The sequence below is a fragment of the Serratia sp. CY27727 genome, assembly GCF_052169275.1.
In the GTDB taxonomy this organism is placed as follows: Bacteria; Pseudomonadota; Gammaproteobacteria; order Enterobacterales; family Enterobacteriaceae; genus Serratia; species Serratia sarumanii.
In genome coordinates, this window is record NZ_JBJNLB010000001.1 from 95,662 (window position 1) to 108,142 (window position 12,481).

Genomic DNA, 12,481 nt, shown 5'->3' on the forward strand with positions numbered 1-12,481 from the left:
CCTTATGCCTGCACCAATGGGCCTGGGTTTTTCAGATACTGCTCGCGAATGGCGCGGGCAGACCAGTAAGCCAGCGCCGCCACGGTGCCGGTCGGGTTGTAGCCCAGCCCCTGCGGGAAGGCCGATGCGCCGATCGAGAACACGTTGTGCACGTCCCAGCTCTGCAGATAGCGGTTGACCGCGCTGGTCTTCGGATCTTCCCCCATCACCGCGCCGCCGTTCATGTGGGTGGTCTGGTAGCTGGTGGTGTCGAAGTGGCTGTTGGCGTTTTTCGGGCTGCCGGCGATCAGTTTCGGGTTCATCGCCTTGGCGATCGGCGCCATCTTGTCGTACATGAACTGCGCCATCTTGATGTCGTTCTCCTGCCAGTCGAACGTCATGCGCAGCAGCGGCTGGCCAAAGACGTTCTTGTAGTTGGGATCGAGATCCAGATAGTTGTTGCGGTACGACTGGTGCGCGCCGTGGGCGTCCATCGAAACGTGGTGAGTGTAAGCATCCGCCACCGCCGCTTTCCATTTGCTGCCCCAGGCCGGGGTGCCCGGAGGCGTCGGCAGACCGGAGATCGGCTTGGTGCCCGCCTGGTTGACCCAGAACGGCGAACCGCCGACGAAGCCTTCTTTGGCATGGTCGAAGTTGTCGGCGTTGAAGTCGTCCACGCCCACGCCGTTGCCGCCGGCGCCGATAAACGGGTTGGTGAACACGTCTTTATCGAAGAACGCCTTGATGGTGGTCATGTTCTGGTAGGCGAAGTTACGCCCGACCACACCCTCGCCGGTCACCGGATCGTAAGGCTTGCCGATGCCGGACAGCAGCATCAGATGCACGTTGTGGAACTGGAACGCGCCCAGGATCACCAGATCGGCCGGCTGTTCAATCTCGCGCCCCTGCGCATCGACGTAGTTCACGCCGGTGGCGCGGGACTTGTCGTCGGTCAGGTTGACCTTCAGCACGTTGGCGTTGGTGCGCAGCTCGAAGCGTTTCTCCATGCGCAGCGCCGGCAAGATGTTGACGTTCGGCGAGGCCTTGGAATACATGTAGCAGGCGTAGCCGCTGCAGAAACCGCAGAAGTTGCACGGGCCCATCTGCGCGCCGTACGGATTGGTGTAAGAGTCCGAGGTGTTGGCGGACGGCAGGTTGTAAGGGTGGTAACCCACCTCCAGCGCCGCTTTCTCGAACAGTTGGGCGGAGTAGGTATTTTTCTGCGCCGGCAGCGGGAAATCGTCGGAGCGATCCGGCGCAAAGCGGTTGCCGCCCTTCTGCGCCACTTTCTGCCCTTTGATGGTCCAGGCGGTGCCGGAGGTGCCGAACACTTTCTCCGCCTTGTCGAAGAACGGTTCCAGCTCGTCGTAGGTCACGCCGAAGTCCTGGATGGTCATGTCCTTCGGAATGAAGTTTTTGCCGTAGCGCTCTTCATAGTGGCTGCGCATGCGCAGTTCGATCGGATCGACGCGGAAATGCACGCCCGACCAGTGCAAACCGGCGCCGCCGACGCCGGTGCCCGGCAGGAACGCCGCCAGCTGGCGGTAAGGCACCGCGGTCTGGCTGCTGTTATGGCGAATGGTGACGGTGCTTTTCGACAGATCCTGGAACAGTTTGCGGCGGATGTTATAGGTCAGCTCGTCGATCACCTGCGGATAAGACCCGTCCGGATAGGTGTCGCGCATCGGGCCGCGCTCCAGCGCCACCACGTTGAGGCCGGCCTCGGTCAGCTCTTTGGCCATGATCGCGCCCACCCAGCCGAAGCCGACGATCACCGCGTCTACTTTTTTCATTACCGTTGCCATGCTTAGCCCCTCTCCCCACGAATCGAAACCGGCGGGAAGGGATAACGCTCCCCTCGCTCAACCCAGTCCATAAAATCGGCGCGCGCGCCCGGAAAATTAATCAGCTTCCAGCCCACCATGTCTTTGTTGCCGCCATGGATGGGATCGCTGAAGAAACCTTCGCGGGTGTTTTGCAGCAGATAGGAGAAGAACAGTTTCGACGGCAGCTGCGGGAACTCCGCCTCGCCGGACTCGAACTTTTGCAGCATGGCGTCTTGCTGCGCGCCATCCAGTTCGGCGAAGGGCTTGCCGGCGGTTTTCTTGCTGTAGGCGTCGGCGTCACTGATGCCGAGGTTGTAGATTTGCTTGGGTACCAGCGGCAGCTGATAGCCCATCTCCTTCGGCACATCGGGGTTGAACGGCCCCTGCATGTACCAGATGGCGCCGGTGGCGTACGGGGTATTCATCTGGCGATCGATAAACTCCGGCACGCCGGCTTCCAGTGCGCCTGGGCCGCGCTCGTCGGCCGGGATCAGGCGCGCCACGGCGGCCTTGATGAAGGCCCACTCTTCCGGGGTGAAAAAGGTCGGTTGGTAATCGTTCTGCGTTGAGGTGTTCGAGGCCGCGACCGCCGGTGTCGGTGCCGTCAGCGCGCCAACGCCGCTGCCACCAATTACCGCCGCAGGAATTAAGGTCATCGATTTCAACAAGAAATCGCGCCGCGAATTGTTGGTTTTATGATTCGACATGTCACATTCCATCCAAAGATAGTCACAACTATTTAACCGCAACCTTGCGTTCGATACGGGTTTTTAAAATAATTTGTTACTTATTTGTATATTTATTGAAGGTCAGAATGCATCCAAGCGCAAAAATGTTACCGGTAACTTATTGAATGAACGTAAAGATTTATCTGCTAACGTAAATTTAACTTTTCGTGCGGTTTTTCCGATAAGCGGTGAGGAAATAACGAAAAATGAGAAGCAGCTCGCGCGCTGGAACGGTGCCGGAAACAAAATCGGCCGCGTTCAGCGGCCGATTCGACAAGAGAGAGGGTTACTGCGACATCGCCTGATAGGCGGTGGTCACCTTCCACAAATAGCGCGGTGCCTGCGGCGCCGGATGCTTTTTCTGGATGTGCTGATAAAACTCATCCGGGCTCATCTGATTGATGCGATTGACCGCCACACGCTTGTCCGATGAGAAGGTACGCAACATGGCGCCCGCCCCATTCACGTACGAAACGATGGTGGCATAACGCAAAGTCTGTGGGTTGTTGATCCCGGCTAGCTGCTGGCTTTGAAGAATATTGATATAGGCCGTTCCCAGATCAATATTGACCGCCGGATCCTTCAGCTCACGCGAGCTGGGTTGCCCGCTTCGTCCTTTCATGCGATAGGCGTCGCGGCCGGCGGTAGAAGCCTTAAGCTGCATCAATCCCACTGCGTTCGAGGTGCTGACCACGTTCGGGTTAAACCCGGACTCCACCTGAATAATCGCTTTAATCAGCGTTTCGTCAACGCCGTAGTTGCTGGCGGCCTGACGAATGTAATCGTTATAGACAACCGGCGTGCCTGTGCGGTTTACCGGTGCCTGCGGAGGGGGTTTTAACCAACCGCCGCGCGTTGTGCCACTGCCTGAAATATTGCTTGCCGTTTGCGGATCTTTGGCGCACCCCGACAAAAGCAAAATTGCCGTAAGGCAACCTATTTTTGTTTTCACAGAATCCCTCACTCCTTTCAATGAGTTGCGTAGCATATACAACTTGTAAGGACACCTGCAGTAATTTTTTGGGCTAATCTCAAGCTATCCATATACCAAGAGGTGATTTATGAGTCAATCTGCAACAAACTGCTTTGTGGTGACTTTTCGCTATCAGGAAGAGGGATTAACCGACCTGGCGAAGCTGACCGGGCAATTGACGCGCGAAGGTTTTGTCACGTCGGTGACAGACGAAAATGGCGTGCACCATGAGCTCGGCAGCAACAGTTTTGCGTTCATAACCGTGCTGGATCAAGAGGATGTACAGCGCCTGGCACAGGGGTTCGGGCAGTTGGCATTGGGAAAACAGCCGGAGGTGGCGATATGCGCCTGTAAGGACTACCTTCAGCGGTTACATACTGATACATAAAATGCTATAACTTCCCGGAGGGTATTATTTTTTCAGTTGAAGATGTACCCCGCCGGCGGTGGGCAAGTGACGCTTGACTTTGCTTCAATTGATATTGATAATCATTTTCATTTGAACCAGGAGACGTCATCATGCCATTGATAAGTTGCGCTTTTCGTCGCAGTCGCCCTTTCCGCGCTGCCACACTGTTACGCCCTTTCACGCTCGCCTGCCTGCTGCTCGGCGCCGCCTTGGTCAGCCAAAACGCGCTGGCGGAAAAAAAGCTGCGCGTGGTGACGACCTTTACCATCATTCAGGACATCGCCCAGAACGTGGCGGGTGATGCCGCCGTGGTAGAATCCATCACCAAGCCGGGCGCCGAGATCCACGACTATCAACCGACCCCGCGCGATATCGTCAAAGCGCAGCACGCCGACCTGATCCTGTGGAACGGCATGAACCTGGAACGCTGGTTCCAGCGTTTCTTCGAAAACATCAAGCAGGTGCCGGCGGCGGTAGTCACCGAAGGCATTACCCCGCTGCCGATCCGCGAAGGACCGTATAACGGCAACCCTAATCCGCACGCCTGGATGTCGCCGAGCAACGCGCTGGTATACATCGAGAACATCCGCAAAGCGCTGGTGGAGCACGATCCGGCCAACGCGGCAACCTATAACCGCAATGCCAAAGCCTACGCAGAGAAAATCGGCGCGCTGGACGCCCCGCTGCGCGAACGCCTGGCGCGCATTCCGGCCGCACAGCGCTGGCTGGTGACCAGCGAAGGCGCCTTCAGCTACCTGGCGCAGGACTATCAGCTGAAAGAAGTCTATCTGTGGCCGATCAACGCCGATGAGCAAGGCTCGCCGCAGCAGGTGCGCCGGGTGATCGACGCAGTGCGCGCCCACCATATTCCGGTAGTGTTCAGCGAGAGCACCATTTCCGACAAGCCGGCCAAACAGGTGGCGAAAGAAACCGGCGCCAAATACGGCGGCGTGCTGTACGTAGACTCGCTGTCCACCCGCGACGGTCCGGTGCCGACCTACATCGACCTGCTTAACACCACCGTGCAAACCATCGCCAAAGGATTCGATCAATGACCCATGAACCGTTTGTCCGCCCTGAGTTGAACGTGGACGACGTCACAGTGACCTACAACAACGGACACACCGCCATTCACAACGCCAGCTTTACCCTGAGCGGCGGTTCGATCTGCGCGCTGGTCGGCGTCAACGGCAGCGGCAAGTCGACGTTGTTCAAAAGCATCATGGGCCTGGTCAGGCCCACCGCCGGCCGGGTGTCGCTGAGCGACAAACCGGTGGCGGAGGCGCTGAAAAAGAATCTGATCGCCTACGTGCCGCAGACCGAAGACGTCGATTGGAACTTCCCGGTGCTGGTGGAAGACGTGGTGATGATGGGCCGCTACGGCAAGATGAACTTCCTGCGCATTCCGTCGCGCGAGGATCGGCTGCGGGTCGACAAGGCGCTGGAGCGCGTCGGCCTGAGCGAGCTGCGCGGCCGACAGATCGGCGAGCTGTCGGGCGGCCAGAAGAAGCGCGTGTTTCTGGCGCGCGCGCTGGCACAACAGGGCACCGTGCTGCTGCTGGATGAACCGTTCACCGGCGTGGATGTGAAAACCGAGAATGCCATTATCGATCTGCTGCGCGCATTGCGCGACGAGGGGCACCTGATCCTGGTCTCCACCCACAACCTCGGCAGCGTGCCGGAGTTTTGCGATCGGGTGATCCTCATCAACCGCACGGTGCTGGCCGCCGGCCCGACCGAGACCACCTTCACCCAGAGCAATCTGGAGCAGGCGTTCGGCGGCGTGCTGCGCCATATCAACCTCTCCGGCCCGGATCTGCACGACGACAACGATCCGCGCACCGTTACGGTGTTGACCGACGATGAGCGCCCGGCGGTGTTCTACGGCCACACCAAGAGCGATCCGCCGGCCAACAGCCAGGCCAGGGAGAAACAATCCTGATGCTGGACCTTCTGCTGCAACCTTTCAGTTACAACTACATGGTGAAAGCCATCTGGGTCAGCGCCATCGTCGGCGCCGCCTGCGCGTTCCTGTCCGCCTACCTGATGTTGAAAGGGTGGTCGCTGATGGGCGATGCGCTGTCGCACTCGGTGGTGCCCGGCGTGGCCGGCGCCTACGCCCTCGGCCTGCCCTACGCCGCCGGCGCCTTCTTCACCGGCATGCTGGCGGCGCTGGCGATGACGCTGGTGCGCCACATCACCCGGCTGCGCGAAGACGCCATCATCGGCTTTATCTTCTCCACCTTCTTCGCCGTCGGCCTGCTGATCGTGTCGCTCAACCCCACCTCGGTCAACGTGCAGTCGATCATCTTCGGCAACATCCTCGGCATCGCCGATGAAGACGTGCTGCAGGTGGAAATCATTATCGGCGTTTCGCTGCTGATCCTGTGCCTGGTGTGGAAAGACCTGCTGGCGGTGTTCTTCGACGAAAGCCACGCGGTGTCGATCGGCCTGTCGCCGCTGCGACTGAAGATCCTGTTCTTCACCCTGCTCAGCGCCTGCACCGTCGCCGCGCTGCAAACCGTCGGCGCCATTTTGGTGATCGCCATGGTGATCACGCCGGGCGCTACCGCCTATCTGTTGACCGATCGCTTCAGCCGGCTGGTGATCATCGCCATCATCATCGGCGCATTGACCAGCGGCATCGGCGCCTACCTGAGCTTCTTCCTCGACGGCGCCACCGGGGGGGTGATCGTCACCCTGCAAACGCTGGTGTTCCTGGCGGCGTTCTTCTTCGCGCCGAAACACGGCCTGCTGGCGGCAAAACGTCGCGTGGCGCATTCGCAAACCGGAGGCCGCTGATGGACACCCTGTATCAACTGCTCAGCGAACCCTTCGCCTACCCGTTCATGCAGCGGGCGATCGTCGCCGCCATCGTCACCGGCGTGGTGTGCGCCGTGCTCTCCTGTTATCTGGTGCTCAAAGGCTGGTCGCTGATGGGCGACGCCATCTCGCACGCGGTGCTGCCCGGCATCGTGGTGGCGTTCGTGGTCGGCATTCCGCTGGCGATCGGCGCCTTCCTTTCCGGCATCTTCTGTGCTGTAGCCACCGGCTACCTGAAAGAGAACAGCCGGGTGAAAGAAGACACGGTGATGGGCATCGTCTTTTCCGGCATGTTCGCCTTCGGCCTGGTGCTGTTCTCACGCATCGATACCGACCAGCACCTGAGCCACATTTTGTTCGGCAACATGCTGGGCATTACCGACGGCGAGCTGAAGCAAACCCTGCTCATCGCCGGCATCACACTGGCGGTGGTGCTGCTCAAGCGCAAAGACTTCATGCTGTACTGCTTCGATCCGCATCATGCGCGGGTGATTGGCCTGCCGGTCAAGCTGCTGCACTACGGGCTGCTGTGCCTGCTGGCGATGACCATCGTCGCCTCGCTGCAGGCCGTGGGGGTGATCCTGGTGATCGCCATGCTGATCGCCCCGGGCATCATCGCCTTTATGCTGTGCCGCCGCTTCGAACGCATGCTGGTGGTGGCGACGGTGGTGTCGGTGTTCTCCTGCGTGCTTGGCACCCTGATCAGCTTCCACATCGACGGCGCCACCGGGCCCTGCATCGTCATCGTACAGGCCGTGCTGTTCGTTATCGCCTTGCTGTACAGCAAGCTGCGTCCGTTACAGCGTAACCAAACCGCCCTCACCGGCGGTTAATCCCCTCCGATGCGGCGATGCCCTCTGCTCGCCGCATCGCCTGCCCCCGCTCATTGCGTTGTTGTCATCAAGTTGCAACCGGTATTGCGCTTAAATTAATCAATAGGGTATATACTTTGAGCTGGCGAGACGCTGAAAAAATCGCCGCCTTTGACGCCGGCTGTGCGCCGCGTCGTGTTTTCACCACGGGAAAGACGCTAACCTAATGAATTATCAGGCAGCACAGAGGGGGGAGATACCATGTGGCAAGCCGTTAGCCGTCTGTTAAGTGAACATCTTGGCAGCGCAGAGATACGCGAAAGGATTGAACTGCCCGGGGGCGACATTCACCCGGCGTGGCGCGTGAGTTACGGTGACAACGAGGTGTTCGTGAAATGCGACGCCCGGGAACAACTGCCGATATTCACCGCCGAGGCCGATCAGCTGGCGTTGCTGGCGCGCAGCAAAAGCGTGCGGGTGCCGGAAGTGTACGGCGTCGGCAGCGATCGCGACTACAGCTTCCTGCTGCTGGAGTATCAGCAGCTGAAACCCCTCGACGCCCACGGCGCCTACTGCCTGGGCCAGCAGCTGGCGCATCTGCACCAGTGGAGCGAGCAACCGCAGTTCGGTCTCGACTTCGACAGCGATCTGACCACCACCCCGCAACCCAACGCCTGGCAGCGCCGCTGGTCGGAATTCTTCGCCGAGCAGCGCATCGGCTGGCAGCTGCAGCTGGCGGCGGAGAAAGGCATGACCTTCGGCGATATCGACGACATCGTCGATCGGGTGTATCTGCGCTTGCAGCACCACCAGCCGCAGCCTTCCCTGCTGCACGGCAACCTGTGGCCGGGCAACTGCGCGATGACCGCCAACGGGCCGATTCTGTTCGACCCGGCCAGTTACTGGGGCGACCGAGAGTGCGATTTGGCGATGCTGCCGCTGTATCCGGAGCTGCCGCCGCAGATCTACGACGGCTATCAGAGCGTGTGGCCTCTGGGTGCCGGGTTTATCGAGCGCCAGCCGCTGTATCAGCTGTACTACCTGCTCAACCGCAGCAACCTGTTCGGCGGCCAGCATCTGGTGGCTGCGCAACGCGCGGTGGAGGCGCTGTTGCAGCCCGAGGCGTCGTAACGTTCCGGGGCGCCGCTCGGCGCCCCGTTCATGCCTCAGGCCGCGCCGGCCAACTGCCCCAACAGGCGGATCACGAACCAGGCGATCACCGCAATCACGATCGGCAGGATGTACAGCGGGAAGTATTGCAGGAAGATGGTGTGGTGCGGCAGCGTAATGCGCTCCTCCAGCTGCTGGCGCGTGTGCCCTTCGCTGCCCTTGGCCTGCTCCAGGATCATCTGGTCTTCCAACCCTTCGCGGATGAACTTGACCTGGCGCGACATGCGCGCGCCGGAAGCCTGCAGCGCCAGCCCGACGAAGATCAGTATGTAGATGATGATGAACATCAGATTGGCGCCGCTGAACAGGCTTTTATCCACGTCAGGCACCGGGGAGTTGTACCAGAAAAGGTTCAGGAACGGCGTATTGAAACGCACCATGTCCACCATCACGTGGACAAAATCCAGCATCACCGCGTTGATGCCCTTGGTTTTTTCACTGTGCTGGTAGACAAAGCCCAGCACTGAAATCAGCGTCGACAGCAACGCCGGGATAAAAACCACCCATCCGAGAATGCGTTTCAAAATGGCGATACGCCCGGCCTGTTGATACGTCATGTGTTCCCCTTGTTAGCGACGTAACCGAATCGGCTAAGTCTACCTGCAGTTGGCAAAGCTCGCCCACCGTTTTCTTCATTCCCGCTGTGCTACAAGCTTAGCCGAATTCGCCGAAATCAACTGCTTAACGCCGTCCGGGCACTATCATTGAAGAGATAAAGTTATCCATTCGGGCAGAGGCCGCCATGATTCGACTGATTATCTTATTGCTGGGCGCGCAGGCGCTGCACGGCCAGCGCCGCCTGCTGGTGCTGTTCGGTTGGCTGTGGATAGCCGCAGGGGCGCTGGTGCTGTTCGACATACTGCAGGATGGCCGATCCGTGCTGGCGCTGGATGCGCTGGCGGTCATCCTGGCGCTGGAGGGGCTGGTGGCGATATCCGCCGCGCTGGTGATCGGCTCTTCTGCCAGCAGGCCGGTGCTGCTGAAGGGGCTGGGCTTCGTGTTTATGGCCTTTTTAATGTTGGACGTGCCCGCAGACGATAACATCGTCGCCACCGTGGTGTTTGGCAGCGCGCTGCTGCTTGACGGCGCCGTGCGCATCGCCTCCTCCACGGTGATTCAACACAGTCGATGGAAAGCCGTGGCGCTGGCGGGCGGCGGCGAGATCCTGCTTTCGTTGATGATTTTTGTCGGCTGGCCGGCGCCGCACCGGATGACGGTGCCCTTTTGCCTCGGCGTGATGATGGTGCTTTCCGGCTGGGCTTTATTGCGTATCGCCCGGAGGCTGGCAAGCTTCTCTCTGAATCAGCACCCCGCGCGGCAGCCACCGCCCCCGGCGGACGAGGCTACGCCGCTCACGGTGTATGTCTGGACACCGATTGGTGCGGCTAAAGATCCACGCCGGCGTTACATCGTCGACCGATACATCGCGGCGGTCGACGGCGGCGGCAATATCTCCACCGGTCATGCCGCCCTGGCGCTCGCGCCGGATGTGTATATCAGTCACTACCCGCTCAACGACATCAGCCATTCCGTTCAGGATTTCCGCCAGTTGCTGCATGCCGGCGAACAGAACAACGTCGACGGGCGTTTCCTGCCCGACCTGCCGGGCGAGATCGCCGCCTGGTGCCCGCCGGACAAGAAAATTCAGTTCTATCGCTATAACCCGGCGGCGCTGCGCGCATTCTGGCGGCGGTATCGGCAGGACGCGACTTACAACCTGACTCGGCGCAACTGCTCCACCACGGTCATCGGCGCACTCGACAGCGCGCTGGAGGGCGTGCTGGGCGATAAACATCTGTGGCGCCGTTTTCTGTTATTGGTGCTGGATCCCAATCTGTGGATGCTGGCGGTGCTGCGCAGCCGTGGCGAAAGCATGACCTGGACGCCGGGACTGGTGCTGGACTATGCCCGCATGTTGCAACAGGTCACCGAGCGCCAACACCAACGCTGGTGGTTAAAATTACGCGAGGTGTGGAATATCCTTCGCTTTGGCAAAAGCCAAACGCGCAGGCAAAGATTTTAGTCTCACCACCGGCGATGATAGAGTATCGGGCACATTCACCCGCGCCGGCAGGAGTTAACCGTTAATGGCTTATTCGCAACGCATTGAAACCGCAATTTTTGATATGGACGGCTTGTTGATCGACTCGGAACCGCTGTGGCTGCAGGCCGAGCTGGATATCTTCGGCGCGCTGGGTCTGGATCTGTCCGATCGCCACAAGCTGCCGGACACCCTGGGGCTGCGCATCGATCTGGTGGTGAAGATGTGGTACCAGGCGATGCCGTGGCAAGGCGTATCGCTCGATGAGGTGTCGGCGCGGATTATCGAACGCGCCATCGAGCTGGTGCACGAGACGCGCCCGCTGCTGCCGGGCGTCCGGCAGGCGCTGGAGCTGTGCCGCGAGCAGGGGCTGAACATCGGCCTCGCCTCCGCCTCGCCGCTGCACATGCAACGGCAGGTGCTGAAGATGTTCGATCTTGAGGGCTACTTCGATCAGCTGGTTTCCGCCGAATACCTGCCGTACAGCAAACCGCATCCGGAGGTCTACCTGATCGCCGCCGAGCGCCTGGGCAGCGATCCGCTGCGCTGCATCACGCTGGAAGACTCCTTTAACGGCATGATCGCCACCAAGGCCGCGCGCATGCGTTCCATCGTCATCCCGGCCGCCGAATACCGCCACGATCCGCGCTGGGCGCTGGCGGACCACCAGCTGGAGACCCTGGAACAGCTCACCCCCGCCCACTTTGCCTGACCTGCGGCGCCGGCCACCGGCGCCCTGGCTTTGCCGCTCTGCGCATAAAGGGGATCCGCGCCGCAAAACAAACGAAACAGTGTTTCATTATTATTGAATTGGCATGTTGTTATTATTATGCTGGGCGGCAGGGAAAGCGACGGCCCGTGGAGCGTTGTCACTGCCACGCAGCGCTGTTCAAGGCCGCCGCTTCCTCCCGCCGCTGCGTACTGAAAACCACCCTTGTTTCTCTCCGTTCCGCACCGCCCATTGCCCGCTTTTTGTTCACGCCCGTCAAAAGCGATGATTTGTTACGCATTGCCGTAACAACCCGTTGTAAAACAGGGGAAAATAAACAATTGGTTACAGGGTAACTGCTTCCACTACTGGGAATTTTCCCATATACTGGATAAATTAACAGTTTACCAGCCGGAATCGCAACAGCATGACCGCGGAAGGACACCTTATATTCTCTGTCGCTTGCGCGATCTTCGCCAAGAAGGCGGAAGTGACGCCAGAGCTGGCTACCGGCGACTGGTGGCACATCATACCCGCCGCGCTGCTGACCTCGCTGCTGCCGGACATTGATCACCCCAAGTCGGTGCTGGGCCAGCGTCTGCGCTGGCTCGCCATTCCCATCGCCCGCGCATTCGGCCACCGCGGTTTCACCCACAGCCTGCTGGCGATCGCCGGCGGCATGGCGCTGTTCCAGTTGGACGTGCCGCGCAGCTGGCCGATCCCGGCCGACGCGCTGCACGCCATGATCATCGGTTACTTCAGCCATCTGCTGGCCGATATGCTCACCCCCGCCGGCGTTCCGCTGCTGTGGCCGTGCCGCTGGCGTTTTCGCCTGCCGCTGCTCAACTCGCAAAAGGGCAACCAGCTGGAGCGTGTGTTGTGTCTATGCCTGGTGGCGTTTGCCATCTGCTGGCAAGGTGATTTCACCCTGCCGGTGCAATCCTATGTCGAGCAAATCAGAAATATTAGACTCTGATCACAAAAATACGCTCAACCAATCACCTTCATGTA

The 12,481-nt window shown here is 59.9% G+C and carries 13 protein-coding genes; 9 read left to right on the forward strand and 4 right to left on the reverse strand.

Annotation, left to right across the window (positions count from 1 at the left end; translation table 11 throughout):
* Positions 1-2: 2 nt before the first annotated feature.
* The 3 genes from ACJ8HB_RS00495 to ACJ8HB_RS00505 form a co-directional block, all read right to left on the reverse strand.
* Positions 3-1,784 (reverse strand): GMC family oxidoreductase, encoded by a 1,782-nt coding sequence (locus tag ACJ8HB_RS00495; protein WP_004931432.1) that lies wholly within the window; start codon positions 1,782-1,784, stop codon positions 3-5.
* Between the two features lie 2 nt (positions 1,785-1,786).
* A complete protein-coding gene (locus tag ACJ8HB_RS00500; protein WP_033638317.1) occupies positions 1,787-2,512 on the reverse strand; it encodes a gluconate 2-dehydrogenase subunit 3 family protein in 726 nt (241 codons plus the stop codon).
* 307 nt (positions 2,513-2,819) lie between these two features.
* Positions 2,820-3,485, reverse strand: coding sequence for a transglycosylase SLT domain-containing protein (locus ACJ8HB_RS00505; protein WP_025159924.1), 666 nt, complete (start codon positions 3,483-3,485; stop codon positions 2,820-2,822).
* Positions 3,486-3,594: 109 nt separating this feature from the next.
* Here ACJ8HB_RS00505 and ghoS point away from each other — a divergent pair, with 109 nt between their 5' ends.
* From ghoS to ACJ8HB_RS00535, 6 genes are all read left to right on the forward strand, one after another.
* Positions 3,595-3,894, forward strand: coding sequence for a type V toxin-antitoxin system endoribonuclease antitoxin GhoS (gene ghoS / locus ACJ8HB_RS00510; protein ID WP_033646321.1), 300 nt, complete (start codon positions 3,595-3,597; stop codon positions 3,892-3,894).
* Between the two features lie 131 nt (positions 3,895-4,025).
* The gene (locus ACJ8HB_RS00515; protein WP_033638313.1) at positions 4,026-4,970 is read left to right on the forward strand and encodes a metal ABC transporter substrate-binding protein; all 945 of its coding nucleotides are present in this window, start codon (positions 4,026-4,028) and stop codon (positions 4,968-4,970) included.
* On the forward strand, positions 4,967-5,857 hold the full coding sequence (locus tag ACJ8HB_RS00520) for a manganese/iron ABC transporter ATP-binding protein (protein ID WP_033638312.1): 891 nt from the start codon (positions 4,967-4,969) through the stop codon (positions 5,855-5,857). The genes ACJ8HB_RS00515 and ACJ8HB_RS00520 overlap by 4 nt, the downstream gene beginning before the upstream one ends.
* Positions 5,857-6,717 (forward strand): iron/manganese ABC transporter permease subunit YfeC, encoded by an 861-nt coding sequence (gene yfeC / locus ACJ8HB_RS00525; protein ID WP_047567842.1) that lies wholly within the window; start codon positions 5,857-5,859, stop codon positions 6,715-6,717. The genes ACJ8HB_RS00520 and yfeC overlap by 1 nt, the downstream gene beginning before the upstream one ends.
* Entirely contained in the window at positions 6,717-7,571 is an 855-nt protein-coding gene (locus tag ACJ8HB_RS00530; RefSeq protein ID WP_033638310.1) for a metal ABC transporter permease, read from the forward strand. Before yfeC ends, ACJ8HB_RS00530 begins: the two co-directional genes overlap by 1 nt.
* Positions 7,572-7,811: 240 nt before the next feature.
* Positions 7,812-8,681, forward strand: a complete 870-nt coding sequence (locus tag ACJ8HB_RS00535) for a fructosamine kinase family protein (protein WP_033642864.1) — start codon at positions 7,812-7,814, stop codon at positions 8,679-8,681.
* Between the two features lie 35 nt (positions 8,682-8,716).
* On the opposite strand, the gene ACJ8HB_RS00540 is transcribed toward ACJ8HB_RS00535, so the two are convergent.
* A complete protein-coding gene (locus ACJ8HB_RS00540) occupies positions 8,717-9,277 on the reverse strand; it encodes a YniB family protein (protein ID WP_033638308.1) in 561 nt (186 codons plus the stop codon).
* Positions 9,278-9,462: 185 nt separating this feature from the next.
* Between ACJ8HB_RS00540 and ACJ8HB_RS00545 the strand changes: the two genes are divergently transcribed.
* From ACJ8HB_RS00545 to ACJ8HB_RS00555, 3 genes are all read left to right on the forward strand, one after another.
* Positions 9,463-10,743: an HdeD family acid-resistance protein gene (locus ACJ8HB_RS00545; RefSeq protein ID WP_060426241.1), complete on the forward strand. Its 1,281-nt coding sequence runs from the start codon at positions 9,463-9,465 to the stop codon at positions 10,741-10,743.
* A gap of 64 nt (positions 10,744-10,807) precedes the next feature.
* Entirely contained in the window at positions 10,808-11,473 is a 666-nt protein-coding gene (gene hxpB, locus ACJ8HB_RS00550; RefSeq protein WP_033638306.1) for a hexitol phosphatase HxpB, read from the forward strand.
* 424 nt (positions 11,474-11,897) lie between these two features.
* Positions 11,898-12,446, forward strand: a complete 549-nt coding sequence (locus tag ACJ8HB_RS00555) for a metal-dependent hydrolase (protein WP_049212644.1) — start codon at positions 11,898-11,900, stop codon at positions 12,444-12,446.
* Positions 12,447-12,481 lie beyond the last annotated feature (35 nt).

What these genes read in the sequence shown, in the direction of transcription:
- ACJ8HB_RS00495 (WP_004931432.1), bottom strand. Translation starts at nt 1,784, where the DNA reads ATGGCAACGGTAATGAAAAAAGTAGACGCGGTGATCGTCGGCTTCGGC.
- ACJ8HB_RS00500 (WP_033638317.1), bottom strand. Translation starts at nt 2,512, where the DNA reads ATGTCGAATCATAAAACCAACAATTCGCGGCGCGATTTCTTGTTGAAA.
- ghoS (WP_033646321.1), top strand. Translation starts at nt 3,595, where the DNA reads ATGAGTCAATCTGCAACAAACTGCTTTGTGGTGACTTTTCGCTATCAG.
- ACJ8HB_RS00515 (WP_033638313.1), top strand. Translation starts at nt 4,026, where the DNA reads ATGCCATTGATAAGTTGCGCTTTTCGTCGCAGTCGCCCTTTCCGCGCT.
- ACJ8HB_RS00520 (WP_033638312.1), top strand. Translation starts at nt 4,967, where the DNA reads ATGACCCATGAACCGTTTGTCCGCCCTGAGTTGAACGTGGACGACGTC.
- yfeC (WP_047567842.1), top strand. Translation starts at nt 5,857, where the DNA reads ATGCTGGACCTTCTGCTGCAACCTTTCAGTTACAACTACATGGTGAAA.
- ACJ8HB_RS00530 (WP_033638310.1), top strand. Translation starts at nt 6,717, where the DNA reads ATGGACACCCTGTATCAACTGCTCAGCGAACCCTTCGCCTACCCGTTC.
- ACJ8HB_RS00535 (WP_033642864.1), top strand. Translation starts at nt 7,812, where the DNA reads ATGTGGCAAGCCGTTAGCCGTCTGTTAAGTGAACATCTTGGCAGCGCA.
- ACJ8HB_RS00540 (WP_033638308.1), bottom strand. Translation starts at nt 9,277, where the DNA reads ATGACGTATCAACAGGCCGGGCGTATCGCCATTTTGAAACGCATTCTC.
- ACJ8HB_RS00545 (WP_060426241.1), top strand. Translation starts at nt 9,463, where the DNA reads ATGATTCGACTGATTATCTTATTGCTGGGCGCGCAGGCGCTGCACGGC.
- hxpB (WP_033638306.1), top strand. Translation starts at nt 10,808, where the DNA reads ATGGCTTATTCGCAACGCATTGAAACCGCAATTTTTGATATGGACGGC.
- ACJ8HB_RS00555 (WP_049212644.1), top strand. Translation starts at nt 11,898, where the DNA reads ATGACCGCGGAAGGACACCTTATATTCTCTGTCGCTTGCGCGATCTTC.